Below are 16,375 nucleotides of genomic sequence, written 5' to 3' on the forward strand. Positions count from 1 at the left end.
CGACACTGATTCACCGTTCAAAGGCCTCGGCAAGTCCAACACCTGACTCCAGAGTAAGGAATCCGAGGTGTGGCGACGCAGTATCGGAGGCCCTTCGATCGCAGTGATGGTGTGAAGCGATGTCGGTGTTCGCCGGTAACCTTGACAAGCGATGAACACGAATCTCTCGGCTGTACCCGCCCCCGGAAAATCCAGATCCGAAACGTTGCTGGAGGGTCTCAACCCGCAGCAGCGAGAGGCCGTGATGCACTCCGGGTCGCCACTGCTCATCGTGGCCGGTGCGGGTTCGGGCAAGACTGCGGTTCTGACACGTCGTATCGCGTACCTGCTCGCCGAGCGCGGGGTTGGTCCAGGCCAAGTTTTGGCCATCACGTTCACCAACAAGGCCGCAGCCGAGATGCGCGAGCGAGTGGCAGAACTCGTCGGGCCGCGTGCCAACAGTATGTGGGTCTCGACGTTCCACTCGAGCTGCGTGCGGATTCTGCGCAGCCAGGCGTCTTTGCTGCCGGGGCTCAACTCGAACTTCTCGATCTACGACGCCGACGATTCTCGTCGACTGTTGACGATGATCTCCAAGGATCTTCAGATCGACACCAAGAAGTTCTCGGCTCGGCTGCTCGCCACGCATATCTCCAATTTGAAGAACGAGCTGATCAGCCCCGACGACGCCAGTTCGGATGCAGAGAAGGACACCGTCGAACTGCCCAAGCTGATCGCGCGTGTCTACGGCCACTACCAGCAGCGGCTGCGCGGGGCCAATGCGATGGACTTCGACGACCTCATCGGCGAAACAGTCGGTCTGTTGCAGGCATTTCCGCAGGTCGCCGAGTATTACCGTCGCCGGTTCCGTCACGTGCTGGTCGATGAGTACCAGGACACCAACCATGCGCAGTACATGCTCGTTCGCGAGTTGGTCGGCCGCGAGGACTCCAACGGTGCACTCGAAGGCACGATCGAGCCGGGCGAGCTCTGTGTCGTCGGCGACGCGGACCAGTCGATCTACGCGTTCCGCGGCGCCACCATTCGCAACATCGAAGAATTCGAGCGCGATTACCCCGACGCTCGAACGATCTTGCTCGAGCAGAATTATCGGTCCACGCAGAACATTCTGTCGGCGGCCAACTCTGTCATCTCCCGCAACACCGGTAGGCGAGACAAGCGGCTCTGGACGGACTCCGGTGAAGGTGAACTCATCGTCGGCTACGTCGCCGACAACGAGCACGACGAGGCCTCGTTCGTGGCGTCGGAGATCGACCGTCTGGTCGACAACCACGACGTGCGCTACGACGAGGTCGCTGTCTTCTACCGCACCAATAACTCTTCGCGTGCTCTCGAGGAGATCTTCATCCGACTCGGGCTGCCGTACAAGGTGGTGGGCGGTGTGCGCTTCTACGAGCGCAAGGAAGTCCGCGACATGGTTGCCTATCTGCGCGTGTTGTCCAACGAGGACGACACGGTCAGCATGCGGCGCATTCTCAACACCCCGCGCCGTGGCATCGGGGATCGAGCCGAGGCGTGCGTCGCAGTGCATGCCGAACAACGCGACATCAGCTTTTCCAGAGCGCTGTACGACGCCGCAGCCGGTAAAGTAGCGCTGCTCAATTCGCGTTCGCAGAAGCTGATCGGGCAGTTCCTGGAGTTGCTCGACGAGTTACGCGGCGTCATGAACACCACCGACGACGACGGCAACGACATCACCGATATCGGCGACGTGGTCGAGGCGGTCCTCGACCGCACCGGTTACCGCGGAGAACTCGAAGCCAGCAGTGATCCGCAGGACGGCGCACGTCTCGATAACCTCAACGAGCTTGTCAGCGTTGCACGGGAGTTCACCTCGGAGGCCCGCAACCTCGCTGCGGTCGAAGCGGAACTCGACGCAGATGAGGGCGAGACCCCCGATGGCGAAGCGGATGAGGAGGAGGGTCTCCCCGAACCCGGTTCACTCGCAGCATTTCTCGAAAGAGTGTCGTTGGTTGCCGACACGGACCAGATTCCAGATTCCGGCACCGGCGTCGTGACGCTGATGACGTTGCACACAGCCAAGGGTCTCGAGTTTCCGGTTGTCTTCGTGACCGGCTGGGAAGACGGTCAGTTCCCGCACATGCGTGCGCTCGGCGATCCAGCAGAGCTATCGGAGGAGCGCAGACTCGCGTATGTCGGAATCACCAGAGCGAGGCATCGGTTGTACGTGACGCGCGCGATCATGCGATCTGCCTGGGGTCAGCCGATCAACAATCCGGAATCGCGTTTCCTGCAAGAGATTCCGCAGTCCCTGATCAACTGGAAACGTGAAGATCCGGGTGTCGGTGGACGATCGATCGGCGGTGGCCGTCCTCGGTCCGGTGGTGGATTCGGTGGTGGTGGATTCGGTGGTGGTGGATTCGGCGGGGGAGGCGGATTCGGAGATCGTCGCGGTGCCGCATCGACTCCGAGCTTCGGTACCGCGCGGGCGCGCAACAACACGTTGGTCCTCGCTGTGGGCGATCGCGTGAACCACGACAAGTACGGTCTCGGAACGGTTTTGGAATCCAATGGCGCAGGCACCTCGGCCATGGTGCTCGTCGACTTCGGTACATCAGGTCGAGTCAAGATGATGCTCATCGGTGGAGTGCCGATGACCAAGCTCTGAGCTGGAAGGTCGCCCGCGCGTTTCGTTGCGGGCGGCTCATCGCCGACTAACGGTGGCGCGATCCGACAGAAAGGTGAGCGACTTCGCTCGAAGGGGGAGAGCGGACTTTTCAGTCCAACTCGGGTCCGAGGCTGATGCCTCGGGACGCCAGCCACGGCAGCGGGTCGATCTTGTTCTCGCCGGGAAGGTGGACCTCGAAGTGCAGGTGCGGGCCGGTGGAGAAGCCGCGGTTGCCCATGCGTGCGATCTGGTCGCCCGCCATGACTTCCTGACCGACCGTGACGTTGGTGCTATCGATGTGGCCGTAAACGGTGATGGTGCCGTCTGCGTGCTGCAGTCGGACCCACATTCCGAAGCCAGAAGCGGGTCCGGCGTCGATGACCTTGCCGTCGGCAACCGCGACGATCGGGGTTCCGATGGAGTTGGCGATGTCGACGCCTGCGTGGAGTACGCCCCACCGGCTACCGAAGTTGGAGGTGTAAGTGCCGGCCGCGGGGAGCACGAACAGGGGGCGACGGGCAGCGGCTTCGCGTGCTGCTCGTTCCTCGCTGAAGCGTTGGCCCTTGGCGAGGATGTCGTTGAACTGGCTCAGGTCGACGGGGTTCGCGACGTTGAGGATCTGGGGAGCCGAGGAGGGTGAGACGGCCGTTGCGGTGTCTGCGGCGAAGTTGGCGGCCTGCGGAACGGCCGTCGCTGCGATTCCAGGAGCGGCAGGTGCTGCTCCGGCGGCGAGTGCAACTTCCTCGGAGGTGTTCGACGAGGAAGGACCGTGATCGATGACTGCCTGGCCCGCTGCAACGATCGCTCCTGCTGCGACTGCGAGGACGGCCGCGCGGCCCTTCATGGCCGAGGGCGGCGCCGGAATCCGGTGCGAACCTCCGCGGGGAGTCACGGCTATGACGTCTGCAGCGTTGGTCGGCTCGGACGAGCTGTGTAGCTCGGAGTCGTGGTAGCTGTCGGCGGTGCCATAGTTGCTTGCGAAGTAGTCGTAGCTGTTGGACTGAAGATCGCTGGCGTCGTAACTGTCGGCGTCTTCGGCCCAGCGTGTCTGCGTCGAGTACACCGTAGGAGCGCTCTCGGTCGCTGAGGCCGGTGCGACGAACCGGCTGGACGAAAAGGACGCACGATGTTGCGACAAGACCTGCGACCTCCGTTCCGTGATCTGCTCGTGACTTAATGCTCGGCAGACGGTAACGAAACGATTGCAGGGCGCGCAAGTTAATCGGCCCAACAGGCGGCATATGTGAGATGGCTCACAACGCGAGCAGGGCTTTTGCAGAGACCAGTTGTGATCTCCGACAGGTCACGATTACCCGCGATGCTGTTATCGAAACGCGGCGCGAGAAAACCGGCGGATGCGGCCTCGACCGCTAGCGTCGACTCTTGTGGCAACTCCATCGCAGACCGGCAAAGTTCCCCCACGCGTCATCGAAGGTCGGACCGACGACCGCAAGAGCGCCCGCGGCGTTGCGCTCTGCGCGACGGCCGCAGTATCGGTAGCTGCTGTGTGCGCGCTCGTGGCTCTTCTGACCGACGCGGTGAGTTCTTCCGAGGGTGCTCAACCCAGTGCGGGGATCAGCGTTGCTGGAGTCGTCTCCGTAGCCCCGCTCGTCGTCGTGGCGATTCTGTCGATTGTCGGGGTCGCCGTCCGCCCCGCTTTTGCCGGTGCTGTGACGGCTGGTTACGGCGCCGTCGCAGTCGGGCTCACCGTGATCGATGCCTCGCTCATTGGTTCGCCGATCGATTCCAATCGACTCGAGCTCTTCATGCCCACTACGGCCGAGGCACTCACCCCTGCGATGGGGTCGTATCTGCTCCTCGCCGCTCATGCGCTCGCCGTGCTCGGCGGCATCTTCGGTCTGGCGACGATGAATCGAGCATCGTTCGGTGACGGCTACGGGCATTCGGCAAATGCCGATCTGAGTGGCCGCGCAACCGCGGTCAGAGTCGGGAGTCCGTTGGCGTTCCTGACGGGAACCGCTGCCCTGGTCGGGGCGGTCACGATGTTCGCACCGCCCTACGACTCCACGGATTCGATCGTGCTGGTCCCTGCGGTGGTGGAAGCGCCGCTGGCGACGTCAGTCGGATCCGGCGTCGTCGCCCTGGCGCTTCTGGTGGTGATATCGGCGGCATTGGCATCGATCTCTCCGACGGTTGCTTCCGGCGCGACACTCGGCGCCGGATTGGGGCTGCTCGGCATCGCTGGCGCGCGGGTTCTGGCAGGCGGTGATTCGGGACCGACGATCGACGCCTCTTCCGGTGCAGTGGCAGGAGCCGTTGTATCCGTGGTCATCGTGGTCGTCGGGTTGTCGTTTCTACCGGTGGCGGCGTTGCGTGAGCGCCGTTCCGGCCCAGCACGAATCGAACGATCGGGGGCGCTCGAGGGCGGTTCGGTATTCATGCGGTGGCACGTCGTTGCAGGATTGCTCGGCGCCGCTGCGGGTGTGCTGCTGCTTACCGGCGGGCTTCTTCCTGTCCTAGAGGTACCGGACGGCCTGCCGAATCCGACGATTCTCGCGACGCGCACCACCGTCGTGGCGGGATTCATCCTTGTGGTGTCGTCGGTACCGATGTTTTTCTCGATGTTCGCGGCGACGGTCCGACCCGCCCTCGGCGTGCTTGCAGTCGCCGGGGTCATGGCTGCGAGCGGTGTACTGCAATCGCTTGTCCTTGCCACTGACATCGACGGCATTTCGGTGGGCTTCGGCGGCATCGCCACGGCCGTCGGCGTCCTCGTGGCCTTCGGTTGCGCAGCGGCGGTGCTGTTGGCGGGTAGCGCGGAGCGTGAGGACGTCGACACCTCCGATACGGCGTCGGACCGAACGGTGGCGACGGTGGCGGGGGCAGGCGCGATCCTGTCCGTGATCGGTCTCGGCCTCCCGCTGTACCGAGGTACCGAGGTCACGGCGGCGTCGTTCTTCGAGATTCCGTGGGGATGGGATGCCTGGGGGCAGGCGCTGCTCGCCGTCACCGTATTGGTCGGAGCAGGTGTTGCCGCCAGGTCGAGACCCGCCAGAGGCTCGGCGCTTCTCGTCGGATCAGCTCTCGCGCTGGTGGTCTATGTACTGGGGTGGCCGTTGACTCAGGGCCGTGCACTCGACCCCGTAGTCGGGCCCGGTGTGTTTGCCGGCGCGCTCGGCGGTTTGATACTTGCTGTGGCGGCGGTACTTTCGGCTCGAACGCAGCAAAAGTGAGGCGTGGGACACACGGGGCGTGCCGGTGAGATAGACCACATACCATCCATGCGCCCGATGGGCTCCTGGACCACCTGGATAAAGTCGGTGACCAGACCCGCTCACACCCGACGAGCGGGCGTCAACGTAGACGAGACGGTGAGCTGATGGATCTCTTCGAATACCAGGCGAAGGAATTGTTCGCCAAACATGGCGTACCCACCTCCGCCGGTCGTGTCACGGACACGGTCGCCGGAGCAACAGAAATTGCCAAAGAAATCGGCAAGCCCGTGATGGTCAAGGCGCAGGTCAAGGTCGGCGGCCGCGGCAAGGCCGGCGGCGTCAAGTACTCCAAGGACGTCGCAGCAGCCACCGAGAACGCAGAAGCGATTCTCGGACTCGACATCAAGGGCCACGTCGTCAAGAAGCTGCTCGTTGCAGAAGCTTCCGACATCGCCGAGGAGTACTACATCTCCTTCCTGCTCGACCGCACCAACCGCACCTACCTGGCGATGTGTTCGGTCGAGGGTGGCGTGGAGATCGAGGTGACGGCGGAGGAGAACCCCGACGCACTTGCACGTATTCCGGTCGACGCCGTCAAGGGCGTCGATCTTGCTTTTGCTCGTGAAATAGCCGAAAAGGGCAAGCTTCCCGCCGAGGTGCTCGACGCCGCCGCGGTGACCATCCAGAAGCTGTGGGAGGTCTTCATAGGCGAAGACGCTCTCCTGGTCGAGGTCAACCCGCTGGTTCGCACCCCGGACGATGAGATCCTCGCCCTCGACGGCAAGGTCACGCTCGACGAGAACGCAAGCTTCCGTCAGCCCGGCCACGCGGACTTCGAGGACAAGGACGCAGCCGATCCTCTCGAGGCCAAGGCCAAGGAGAACGACCTCAACTACGTCAAGCTCGACGGACAGGTCGGCATCATCGGAAACGGTGCCGGACTGGTCATGTCGACCCTCGACGTCGTTGCCTACGCCGGCGAAGCACACGGGGGCGTCAAGCCCGCCAACTTCCTCGACATCGGCGGCGGCGCTTCGGCCGAGGTCATGGCTGCAGGTCTCGACGTCATCCTCGGTGACTCGCAGGTCAAGAGTGTGTTCGTCAACGTCTTCGGTGGCATCACCTCGTGCGACGCCGTTGCCAACGGAATCGTCGGCGCGCTGAAGAAGCTCGGTGACGAGGCCAACAAGCCGCTGGTAGTTCGTCTCGACGGCAACAAGGTCGAAGAAGGACGCAAGATTCTCGCCGACGCCGCGCACCCGCTGGTGACGCTCGCCGAAACCATGGACGAAGGCGCCGACAAGGCCGCCGAGCTGGCTGCGAAGTAGAGGAAACCATGTCTATCTTTCTGAACAAGGACAACAAGGTCATCGTCCAAGGCATCACCGGCGGCGAAGGCACCAAGCACACCGCCCTGATGCTCAAGGCCGGCACCAAGGTCGTCGGTGGCGTCAACGCACGCAAGGCCGGCACCACGGTCAAGCACGTCGATGCTGACGGAAACGACATCGAGCTTCCCGTTTTCGCGACCGTCGCCGAGGCCATCGAGAAGACCGGCGCGGACGTCTCCATCGCGTTCGTTCCGCCCGCATTCTCGAAGGACGCCATCGTCGAAGCGATCGACGCGGAGATCCCGCTGCTCGTCGTCATCACCGAGGGCATCCCCGTGCAGGACTCCGCCTACGCGTGGGCCTACAACGTGGAGAAGGGCAAGAAGACCCGCATCATCGGTCCGAACTGCCCCGGAATCATCACTCCCGGTGAAGCTCTCGTCGGCATCACGCCTGCCAACATCTCCGGAACCGGCCCCATCGGCCTGGTCTCGAAGAGTGGCACGCTGACCTACCAGATGATGTTCGAGCTCCGCGACTTCGGCTTCTCGACGGCCATCGGCATCGGCGGAGACCCGGTCATCGGTACGACGCACATCGACGCCATCGAGGCGTTCGAGAACGATCCCGACACCAAGGTCATCGTCATGATCGGTGAAATCGGTGGCGACGCAGAAGAGCGTGCAGCCGATTACATCAAGGCCAACGTGACCAAGCCAGTCGTCGGCTATGTCGCAGGCTTCACCGCTCCCGAGGGCAAGACCATGGGCCACGCAGGCGCTATCGTCTCGGGCTCCTCGGGTACGGCTCAGGGCAAGAAGGACGCGCTCGAGGCTGCAGGCGTCAAGGTCGGCAAGACGCCGTCCGAGACTGCTGCACTCGCACGCGAGATCCTGGAATCGCTTTCGGTGAAGTAAGTCAATTCACCTGAAAAGGTCCGTCACCGTTGGTGGCGGACCTTTTTCGTGCGCTTTTGTCCGCCCGCTTTCGGCATGAATGACGCATTCAAGCCGTCTAACCTTTGCGATGGTCCATTCATGCTGGGGTGCGGGCAACCGGCGCCGACTCAGAAAATGGAATGCGTGAGGGTCGCGGTGTAAGTGTCGGCGAGGACACTGGCCGAGGGGACACCGATCGAAACCGTGGAAATCCAGCTCGAAAGGCACAGTGCACCTCCTCTTTTCGCCAGCGCGGCGGTGCTGGTGAGAGGCAGGTTTATTGCGGTCGAGGTTCCGGTGATGCCTGCCGAGCACAGAGACGACGGGGCGCTGTAGGTCGCTACGGTGGGGGTGATCACCCGTCTGGTGTTTTTACCGACGATCGTGGAGAGACTGACCGTCGTTTTCCATCCGTTCAGCCCGACACCCCGAACACTCATGCCCATCGTCCCGGTCCATGTTGCGCCGGGAACGATGGTCGACGGTCCCGTCATCGCCGAAGGCACGACGATATCGAGCAGGTCGGCCGGTGCTGCTGCCGGTGCAGCAATGGCCGCCACCCTGGGTGTCGCCGTGGTCGGCACGGTGGTTACAGGCACGGTGGTTACGGGCACTGTGGTTACGGGCACTGTGGTCACGGGAACCGTAGTCGTCGGGATTGTTGTCGTCGGGGTCACTGATGACGGCGCCGAAGTCGTGGTCTGCAGTACGGCTGGTGGAACTGTGGGTGTTGGCGCGGCCTGCGCGACGACGGGAGGTGCCGTTGTGGTCACGGTGGGCGCAGTGGCGGTCGCCGATGGCCCTGTAGTGATGGCCGGTTCCGTGGGACACGGAACCGGCGGCACTGCCGTTGCGGTTGTGGTCGGCACTGGGGCGGGCGTCGTCGTCGCAGGCACGACGACGACGCAACCTACACCCACCGCTGGTTGCGACGCAGCGTGCGGCGAGCCCGCAGCGAAGAGACTGACCGCAAGTCCGACAGCGAACATCGAGCGGCGCATGTCATTCGGTCTTTCGGCGCCGGGCTGCAACCAGAGTGCCTGCTGCGATGGCTATAACGACGGCGGCCACGGCAATCCAGACCCACACCGGGATGCCTCCGGATTCGGTGGACGTTGTGGACGCCGAACCTTGGTCGGGGAATGTCAGTTCGGCGTCGGAGGTCTTGTTCAGCAATCCGCTCGTCACGGTGACCGATGCTTGCCACGGGCCTGAGGGGAGTGCTGGGTCGAGGGCAAACGTGACCGATCCCGATTGTCCCGGGGCAATCGAACCGCCGGAACCCTGGACCGGGGCCGTCGAGACACCGCCTGGACCGCCGGAGAGGCTGACGGTTCCACTGGGATCGATAGCGCGACCGCCGGTATTGGTCACAGCAGTGACGATCTGGGGCACTCCTTGGTCGCTACGCGCGGCCGTGATGCCGTCGATCGATAGATCCGCTGGTGGGCCGTTGCCGGGACCGACAGAGAGGTAGGCGCGGATGCCCACGCGGCTGACGTTTTGAATTCCGGTCCCTGTCGGAGCGCCTGCAGTTTGCGCCCAGACGACGCCATACTGTTCGCCTTCGGGTGCGTCCGGGGGCACGGCGATCGTTACGACCGCTTCGGCGGCCGACTGCGGTGCCAATACGATGTCGGTCGGCGTGATGGACATCCAGGTGCTCAGTTCGTTCGCCGTCCGTCCCTCTGCTACCTCGAACCCGTCCTCGCCACCACTGATCGACGCGGCAGCGGGGTACAGGGTGATCGGCTGCTCTTCGGTGCTGCTGTTGCTGACCTCGATGCGTCGGGTGATGGTGGTTCCTGGCGGCAGGTTGTCGATGATGTACGCGAGAGCACGCGGATCGTCCTGCAACGAGACGGGCGCCTCCAGTAGTCGAATACCCACGCTTCCTACCGGTGCCGGAGCGGTTGTTTCCTGTGCGATCGCCGGAGCCTGAGCGACAATCGCCGAAGCGATTGCGAGCAGCGTCAGGACTCCGACGACCAATCCACGATGGTGTGTCATGTACAGGTCAGGCAACCGAATGTGTAATGGTGCCCGTGTAATTGCCCGCCACTACGTTGGTCGGCAGCGTGATGGTGACGTTGCCGGTCCAGGTTGCGGTGTTCGAGCCGACGACGACGGTCGCCGTCTGGACGGGCTTGATCGTGTCGAGGACTGGTCCCACGGCTGGAGTGACAACCGCGACACCGGTGACCGTTGCGGCTGTGCCCTGGTACGCAACGGCGGTCGCTGGGATGGATGCCGGGTCCGGTGCGGGCTTGAGGAACGCCGAGCTGATCGCCGACGCGACCCAGCCGTTGATTCCGCGGCGTAAATCGCTGACGACGACCGGAGTGATGCCGCCCGTCGCCTGATTGCCCGTGACGGTGAGGACTTGGTTGAGGGGCGCGGTGAGAGTGAGGGCGCCGCCGGCGACCGAGAAGGTCACGACGGTGTCTGCTGCATTGGAGACGCCTGGCGAAATTACTGCTGCGGCAAGCGCGCCGGCCGCGGCAACGGTAGCGAAGAGGGACTTACGCATTGGAGGACTTCCTTGAGCGAGGCGGGGAAACCGGACGGTTTGTGGTTCGACGCACGGTAGCCCCTGTTTGTGAAATCTAGGTAGTGATATGAGCCGTCTGACATGAAAAGTCACAAACATTGTTTAGTCATACGAAAAGGCCGTCCACGCTGCCTGTCGCGCGTTTGCGGGGGGAACTCGCTGCTACCGGCGCACCGCGCAACCGACGGCGGGGCTATGTGGCTGGATAGTCGCACTGCGACCGCAGTGGGCGATATATCGAGGTTCACGGTCGAACTGTGAACAGTCCGCTGGCCCTTTTCAGAGGGTACGAACGGGGCATTCGGGCGGCCACGGGCGACGAGCGGTCGATTCGAATGCCAACCGGCGCCGAACACCTGCTGGATGTTCTCAGAATCATCGAGAATCTAAGTGTTCTGATTACTTCGGATAACGGTTTGACTCACTCCCATGACAACTACTGAGAACCGCGCATCGACCAAGGGCTGGCCCGACGCGCCTACGTCGCCCGCAGGCTGGATTTCCCGCGCAGGAGAGGTCGCGCAGCTTCTCGCCGTCGACGCCGTTGCTCGCGACAAGGGGAATGCAGCTCCGTACGACGAAGTGCAGCTCCTCAAGGACGCGGGTCTCGTCACCCTTCTCGGCCCCACCGCACACGGCGGCGCGGGCCAGGACTGGCCGACGGCCTACCAGGTCATCCGTCGCGTTGCCGCTGCCGACGGCTCGATCGGCCAACTACTCGGCTACCACCTGCTGTGGTTCTGGGCCGCTCGTCTCGTCGGCACCCCCGAGCAGATCGAGGCCGTCGAATCCGACGCGACCAGGAACAAGTGGTTTTTCGGCGGCGCTGTGAACCCGCGCGACAACGACGTAGCGGTCACCGATGAAGGCGACACCATCGTCTTCGAAGGTGCCAAGAGCTTCTCGACCGGGAGCCGCGTCTCCGACGTCACCGTGCTCGAAGGTGCATTGACGGGCAGCGACGCTCACGTGTTTGCCATCGTCCCGTCGAACATCGATGGACTGACGTTCCACGACGACTGGGACAACATCGGCCTGCGTCAGACCGAGAGTGGCAGCGTCACCATCGACAAGATGCGCGTCGAGTGGGCGAGTGCTGCCGGATTCGTCGACAAGCAGTTCCAGCCGCGGGTGTACAACACACTGAATGTTCCGACTATTCAGCTCGTGTTCGTGAACTTCTACCTCGGCATCGCGCGTGGTGCACTCGAAGAGGCTTCCGCGTACACGAAGGACAAGACCCGGGCATGGCTCCACAGCACTGTGGACAATGCCATCGACGAGCCCTACATCATCGACATCTACGGTGATCTGACGTCCAAGCTGTGGGCAGTGGAAGCTCTTGCCGATGCAGTTGCGTTGGAAGGGAAGAAGATCCACGACAACGCCTGGGACGTGACGGCCGAGGAGCGTGGCGATCACGAGGTGCGCGTCGCCGCTGTCAAGGCGCGCGCGACGGAGGTTTCGCTCGAGATCACCTCGACGGTGTTCGAGGCACTCGGCGCGCGAGCAACCGCCAGCAAATACGGCTTCGATCGCTTCTGGCGCAACGTCCGCACCCACACCTTGCACGATCCGGTCGCGTACAAACGCCGCGAGGTGGGCCGCTGGGTCCTCACCGGTGAACTACCCGAGCCGACCTGGTACTCATAGAAACGAAGGGACAGACATGAGCACCGAAAGAATCTCCGACGCAGTCAAATTCGCTTACTGGGTACCCAATGTCAGCGGCGGCCTCGTCACCAGTGATATCGAACAGCGCACCAGTTGGGATTGGGAGTACAACAAGAAGCTCGCCCGAACAGCCGAGAACAACGGCTTCGAGTATGCGCTCAGCCAGGTTCGGTACGAGGCCAGCTACGGCGCCGAATTCCAGCACGAGTCCACCAGTTTCAGCCTCGCGCTGCTGTTGGCCACCGAGCGTCTGAAGGTCATTGCTGCTGTTCACCCCGGACTCTGGCAGCCGGCCGTGTTGGCCAAGCTTGGAGCCACAGCAGATCACCTGTCCAGCGGACGCTTCGCGGTCAATGTCGTCAGCGGCTGGTTCAAGGACGAATTCACGCACCTGGGTGAGCCGTGGCTCGAGCACGATGAACGCTACCGACGCAGCGCCGAGTTCCTTCAGGTGCTGCGCAAGATCTGGACCGAGGACGATGTCGACTTCCGCGGAGACTTCTACCGGATCCATGACTTCACGCTGAAACCGAAGCCGTTGAACACCCAGGAGCGCCCGAACCCCGAACTGTTCCAGGGTGGCAATTCGTCTGCAGCCCAAGAGAATGCGGGTCGGTACTCCGACTGGTACTTCAGCAACGGCAAGGACTACGACGGTGTCACCGAGCAGCTCGACAACATTCGTCGAATCGCCCGCGCCAACGATCGCGAAGTGAAGTTCGGCTTGAATGGATTCATCATCGCTCGTGACACGGAGAAGGAAGCCAGGGACACTCTCCGCGAGATCATCGAGAAGGCGAACAAGCCTGCCGTCGAAGGGTTCAAGGGCGCAGTCCAGCAGGCCGGATCGTCCACCAAGGACGGGAAGGGCATGTGGGCCGACTCCTCGTTCGAGGACCTCGTCCAGTACAACGACGGGTTCAAAAGTCAGCTCATCGGCACCCCTGAACAGGTTGCTCATCGAATCTTCGAGTACCGCAAGCGTGGTGTCGATCTGATTCTCGGTGGCTTCCTGCACTTCCAGGAAGAAATCGAGTATTTCGGAGCCAACGTTCTGCCCCTGGTGAGGGAGCTGGAGGCGGCGGACACATCCAATCGAGAGTTGGTCAACGCGAACTGACGCATCGACCGAGTCTTCTTGTCGGGTCCGTAGACTAACTTGTCTACGGACCCGATCTCATTTCGACGAGGAGTGTGTCATGACCTATCCGCCCGAGGGCGCCCGTCCCCAGGGGCCCGGCCAACAGAGCCAAGCTCCCAGCGGTTACGGCAACTACGGCCCAGCAGGTCAATCCTATGGCCAGTCAGGTCAGCAATCACCGGGACAGCAGCCAGGCCAGCAAGCACCAGGCCAGCCGTCGTACGGCCAGGGCCAGCAGGGAGCCTCGCAGCAGCAGTACAACCCGCCACTGGCGTCGTCGAAAGCGTCGCAGCTTCCGCGTATCTTGCCGCTGGTCGTTCTTGCGCTCGGCGCGGTCAATTTCCTCACTGGGCTCGCAGGCCAGTACGAGGCGCTCGGAACGACGACCAACTTTTTCCTGATCGGCAACGGGGATCCGACGTCGATTGCGCTGCTGTTCGCAGCCGGTTTGACAGCCGGTATCAGCCTTCTCCCGAAGCAGTCGACCATCATCGGCGTCGCGGCGGCTCTGTCGATCGCGGGATGGTTCACACTCGCGTTCCAGTCGTTCAACACCGGCGAGACCGGACCGACCGGGGTATCCATCGGCTTGGGGACCGGCGCGATCGTCATTCTCGTTCTTGGATTCGTGCAGTCGGCGGCGGCAGTGGCAGCCACTCTCTTCTCGATTGGAATTCTCAAAGTTCCTACACCGAAGCCCGCCTCGTACGGTCAGCAAAGTTCGTTCCAGGGCTACGGGCAACAGACAAGTGGCTACGGAGCGCCCGGTCAGCAGGGTCAGTCAGGTCCGCAGGGTCAGCCCGGCCAGCAGGGTCAGCCAGGTTGGGGCAAGCAACCGCAGAACTACGGCGGATACGGGCAGCCCGCCCAGCCTTCCCAGCAGAACTACCCTGCTCCCCCCTACGGCGGGCAACCCTCGCCAGGTCAGGGTGCATCGAACCAGGGCGCTCCGAACCAGAACACCACCGGTGGCCTCGGCTATCCGGTGGGAGGCTCGGCCGGGGCTGCGCCGAGCGGCAGCGGCGGGTTGACAGGTCCTGCAGGTCAGAACTCGCCATACGGCCAGCCCCAGTCCAGCCAGCCCCAGTCCGGCCAGCCCCAGTCCGGCCAGCCCCAGTACGGGCAGACTCCGATCGGATCCGGCGGATACGGCGCACCTCAGCACGCGGCGTCCTCGGATCCGGACACTGACGATTCGTCTGGCGATCGCGACACTCCATACGGCGCGCCCACCCAGGCGTTCGGTGCTACACCCAACGACGAAGACAAGAAGTGATCGTCGCTCGGCGCGCCTGAACCACCGCTCCGTCCGATGATGAAACGCTCGTAGCCGATGAGTGCCGTATTGAACCAGGAGAAGCAGCGCACCGGCCGGTCTCGGCGTCCGGTCCAGCGTGAGCCTCTGTTGTCGCCTGCCCTGTCGAAAACGCTGGTCCGAGTAGGTTTCCGGACGCCAGGCGTCCTCGTTGCGATTATTGCGACGGTCGTGCTGGTCACGCTGGTCTCGGTCAACAGTGAGTTGACCGGGACTCTCGGTGCCATTGCCGGTCTGTGGTTCGCGGTGCATCAGGTTCCGCTGAGCATCTCCGGCACCTCTCTCGGTGTCTTCCCTCTATTGCCGACGATCGTTTTATTCGTCGTCGTCGCGAGGAGTGTGAGCAGAACGGTGTCCGCCGCGTCGGCTCGACGCGAGTGGGCGTGGGTCCTCGGCGCTGCCGTGCTCGGCCCTGTCGTGGTTACCGCGTTGGCTTTGGCGGTCGCTGCGGATGCTTCGGCCGCCATCGGGCTGTCCAGCCCCAACGCGCTTTTCGCGTTCGCCTGGGTAGCGGGCATTCATGGCGTGGCGGCTGCGGTTGGGGTGGCGATCGGCACTCGAGACGTCGGTTGGGTCCGCGGCCGTGTCCCTGAGTGGATCTTCGAGGTCGTCGCCCCGACGGTCCGGGCAGCGGCGGTACTGATCGCAGGGGCAGGCGGAATCTTCCTTGCCTCGATGCTCGCATCGTGGTCGACGGCCGGAGCGTTGCTCGACGCAGGCAACGGCTTCGTCGGAATGCTCGGTCTGACGCTGCTGTCCATTCTCTATCTCCCGAACGTTCTGCTCGGCACCCTCGCGGTATCGGTCGGGTCGTCGGCGCACGTCGGCGATGTCGCTGTCAGCATGTTTCGGACCGCGGGTGGGCCGGTCCCTCCGCTACCGGTGCTTGCAGTTCTCCCGGAAGGCGCATCGACCACGTTCTGGACCCTGATGCTGGTCGTGCCAGTCGCCGCCGGAGTAATCCTCGGGCGTGACTGCGCGCGTCGCACCGTCGACGTGCATTACGCGTTGTCCTCGGTGTGGGTCGGCAGCGCAGCGATCGGTGTTGCCTCGTTGCTTCTCGGCTTCGCCGCAGGGGGCAATCTCGGCACGTTCGGCACAGTCTCGGTCACGGTGTGGTCGTTCGGCCTGCTTGCCTTTGCGTGGCTTGCCGTCGTCGGTTCCATTGCTGCAGCCATCACCGCGTGGCGAGGTGGTTCGCTACCTCCGCACCAGGCCGACCCTGCGCCTGACGTCGCACCCGAACGGGCACCCGTCGCGGTACCGGCCATCGCAGAACCCGTCGCGCATCCACGACGGGCCGTCGACGCCGAATTGGTGGAGCAGCCTGCCCCGCCGGCGGAAACGGACACCGGCGACGAAACCTCCGAGGACGTTGTCGAGGCCGAGATCGTGGACGCTCCGGCTGCACAGGATGCAACTGCCGAGGAAGTACCTGCCGAGAGTGTCGAGCCCGCCGCCGAAGCCGTCGATGTGGCCCAGGTCGTCGATGTGGCGGAGGTCGTCGATGTGGAAGCCGCCGAAGACACGACGAGCACGGACCCGAAGACCTGAGACCACGCAACCGAGAAGGACCTCCCTGACAGCGTCGTCGTGGCCAACGACTACTCTTTCAGCTGA

12 protein-coding genes are annotated in these 16,375 nt (G+C 63.5%); 8 read left to right on the forward strand and 4 right to left on the reverse strand.

What is annotated here, in order from left to right; genetic code table 11:
• Window positions 1–151 precede the first annotated feature (151 nt).
• Window positions 152–2,629: a DNA helicase PcrA gene (pcrA, locus tag QMK17_RS11335; RefSeq protein WP_283509113.1), complete on the forward strand. Its 2,478-nt coding sequence runs from the start codon at window positions 152–154 to the stop codon at window positions 2,627–2,629.
• Window positions 2,630–2,738: 109 nt separating this feature from the next.
• Here pcrA and QMK17_RS11340 read toward each other — a convergent pair whose 3' ends face one another.
• Window positions 2,739–3,767: a M23 family metallopeptidase gene (locus QMK17_RS11340; protein ID WP_283509115.1), complete on the reverse strand. Its 1,029-nt coding sequence runs from the start codon at window positions 3,765–3,767 to the stop codon at window positions 2,739–2,741.
• 247 nt (window positions 3,768–4,014) lie between these two features.
• Between QMK17_RS11340 and QMK17_RS11345 the strand changes: the two genes are divergently transcribed.
• From QMK17_RS11345 to sucD, 3 genes are all read left to right on the forward strand, one after another.
• Window positions 4,015–5,823 (forward strand): hypothetical protein, encoded by a 1,809-nt coding sequence (locus QMK17_RS11345; RefSeq protein WP_283509116.1) that lies wholly within the window; start codon window positions 4,015–4,017, stop codon window positions 5,821–5,823.
• Window positions 5,824–5,969: 146 nt separating this feature from the next.
• Window positions 5,970–7,133: an ADP-forming succinate--CoA ligase subunit beta gene (gene sucC / locus QMK17_RS11350; RefSeq protein ID WP_283509117.1), complete on the forward strand. Its 1,164-nt coding sequence runs from the start codon at window positions 5,970–5,972 to the stop codon at window positions 7,131–7,133.
• A gap of 8 nt (window positions 7,134–7,141) precedes the next feature.
• Window positions 7,142–8,053 (forward strand): succinate--CoA ligase subunit alpha, encoded by a 912-nt coding sequence (gene sucD, locus QMK17_RS11355; protein ID WP_283509118.1) that lies wholly within the window; start codon window positions 7,142–7,144, stop codon window positions 8,051–8,053.
• Window positions 8,054–8,202: 149 nt separating this feature from the next.
• Here sucD and QMK17_RS11360 read toward each other — a convergent pair whose 3' ends face one another.
• Genes QMK17_RS11360 through QMK17_RS11370 form a run of 3 tightly spaced genes read right to left on the reverse strand, consistent with a single transcriptional unit; the run spans window position 8,203 to window position 10,604 of the window.
• A complete protein-coding gene (locus QMK17_RS11360) occupies window positions 8,203–9,075 on the reverse strand; it encodes a hypothetical protein (RefSeq protein ID WP_283509119.1) in 873 nt (290 codons plus the stop codon).
• A gap of 1 nt (window position 9,076) precedes the next feature.
• Window positions 9,077–10,084 (reverse strand): hypothetical protein, encoded by a 1,008-nt coding sequence (locus tag QMK17_RS11365; protein WP_283509120.1) that lies wholly within the window; start codon window positions 10,082–10,084, stop codon window positions 9,077–9,079.
• A gap of 7 nt (window positions 10,085–10,091) precedes the next feature.
• The gene (locus QMK17_RS11370) at window positions 10,092–10,604 is read right to left on the reverse strand and encodes a hypothetical protein (protein ID WP_283509122.1); all 513 of its coding nucleotides are present in this window, start codon (window positions 10,602–10,604) and stop codon (window positions 10,092–10,094) included.
• 450 nt (window positions 10,605–11,054) lie between these two features.
• Here QMK17_RS11370 and QMK17_RS11375 point away from each other — a divergent pair, with 450 nt between their 5' ends.
• From QMK17_RS11375 to QMK17_RS11390, 4 genes are all read left to right on the forward strand, one after another.
• Window positions 11,055–12,278 carry an acyl-CoA dehydrogenase family protein gene (locus QMK17_RS11375; RefSeq protein ID WP_283509123.1) on the forward strand — a complete coding sequence of 408 codons (1,224 nt, stop codon included), beginning with the start codon at window positions 11,055–11,057 and terminating at the stop codon, window positions 12,276–12,278.
• A 16-nt stretch (window positions 12,279–12,294) separates the two neighbouring features.
• On the forward strand, window positions 12,295–13,419 hold the full coding sequence (gene sfnG / locus QMK17_RS11380; RefSeq protein ID WP_283509124.1) for a dimethylsulfone monooxygenase SfnG: 1,125 nt from the start codon (window positions 12,295–12,297) through the stop codon (window positions 13,417–13,419).
• 79 nt (window positions 13,420–13,498) lie between these two features.
• Window positions 13,499–14,716, forward strand: coding sequence for a DUF5336 domain-containing protein (locus QMK17_RS11385; RefSeq protein WP_283509126.1), 1,218 nt, complete (start codon window positions 13,499–13,501; stop codon window positions 14,714–14,716).
• Window positions 14,717–14,773: 57 nt separating this feature from the next.
• Window positions 14,774–16,309, forward strand: coding sequence for a cell division protein PerM (locus QMK17_RS11390; protein WP_283509128.1), 1,536 nt, complete (start codon window positions 14,774–14,776; stop codon window positions 16,307–16,309).
• Window positions 16,310–16,375: the final 66 nt, after the last annotated feature.

This window comes from Rhodococcus sp. G-MC3 (genome assembly GCF_030063335.1).
Classification (GTDB): domain Bacteria; phylum Actinomycetota; class Actinomycetes; order Mycobacteriales; family Mycobacteriaceae; genus Rhodococcoides.

Bases quoted from the DNA above. Each gene is read 5' to 3' on its own strand.
- QMK17_RS11360 (WP_283509119.1), bottom strand. From the start codon at position 9,075: ATGCGCCGCTCGATGTTCGCTGTCGGACTTGCGGTCAGTCTCTTCGCT.
- QMK17_RS11365 (WP_283509120.1), bottom strand. From the start codon at position 10,084: ATGACACACCATCGTGGATTGGTCGTCGGAGTCCTGACGCTGCTCGCA.
- QMK17_RS11375 (WP_283509123.1), top strand. From the start codon at position 11,055: ATGACAACTACTGAGAACCGCGCATCGACCAAGGGCTGGCCCGACGCG.
- sfnG (WP_283509124.1), top strand. From the start codon at position 12,295: ATGAGCACCGAAAGAATCTCCGACGCAGTCAAATTCGCTTACTGGGTA.
- sucC (WP_283509117.1), top strand. From the start codon at position 5,970: ATGGATCTCTTCGAATACCAGGCGAAGGAATTGTTCGCCAAACATGGC.
- sucD (WP_283509118.1), top strand. From the start codon at position 7,142: ATGTCTATCTTTCTGAACAAGGACAACAAGGTCATCGTCCAAGGCATC.
- pcrA (WP_283509113.1), top strand. From the start codon at position 152: ATGAACACGAATCTCTCGGCTGTACCCGCCCCCGGAAAATCCAGATCC.
- QMK17_RS11385 (WP_283509126.1), top strand. From the start codon at position 13,499: ATGACCTATCCGCCCGAGGGCGCCCGTCCCCAGGGGCCCGGCCAACAG.
- QMK17_RS11370 (WP_283509122.1), bottom strand. From the start codon at position 10,604: ATGCGTAAGTCCCTCTTCGCTACCGTTGCCGCGGCCGGCGCGCTTGCC.
- QMK17_RS11390 (WP_283509128.1), top strand. From the start codon at position 14,774: ATGAGTGCCGTATTGAACCAGGAGAAGCAGCGCACCGGCCGGTCTCGG.